Source organism: Pseudomonas sp. SIMBA_067 (assembly GCF_046534675.1).
Classification (GTDB): domain Bacteria; phylum Pseudomonadota; class Gammaproteobacteria; order Pseudomonadales; family Pseudomonadaceae; genus Aquipseudomonas; species Aquipseudomonas putida.
In genome coordinates this window covers 1-244 of the sequence record NZ_JAWRYH010001125.1, presented here as the reverse complement: position 1 = coordinate 244, position 244 = coordinate 1, and the positions used below count along the sequence as shown (strand labels likewise).

Below are 244 nucleotides of genomic sequence, written 5' to 3'. Positions count from 1 at the left end.
CCAGCGGCTACCTGCTCGCGTTCAAACGCATGGATGGCGCGGCACCGGGTTGCGTCGAGGCGGCAATCAGAAAAGCCAATTCAGCCGCCATCAATGATGTCGACACCGTCGTGTTCTACGACCTGGCACGCAAGGAAAACCTGCAGTTGGGCAGCATCCCGGGGATCTTGCCGGCGGTAGCGGGAGTGGTGGTGCGCCAGCACGGCCAGGCAGTGGCTGCGCTGGGGGTTGCCGGCGGCGCGAG

Annotated in this window: 1 protein-coding gene; it reads left to right on the top strand. The window is 65.6% G+C overall.

Annotation, left to right across the window (positions count from 1 at the left end):
• Positions 1–244, top strand: a 244-nt coding sequence (locus SB765_RS32790; protein WP_410932913.1) for a heme-binding protein, incomplete at both ends; no start/stop codon positions are given.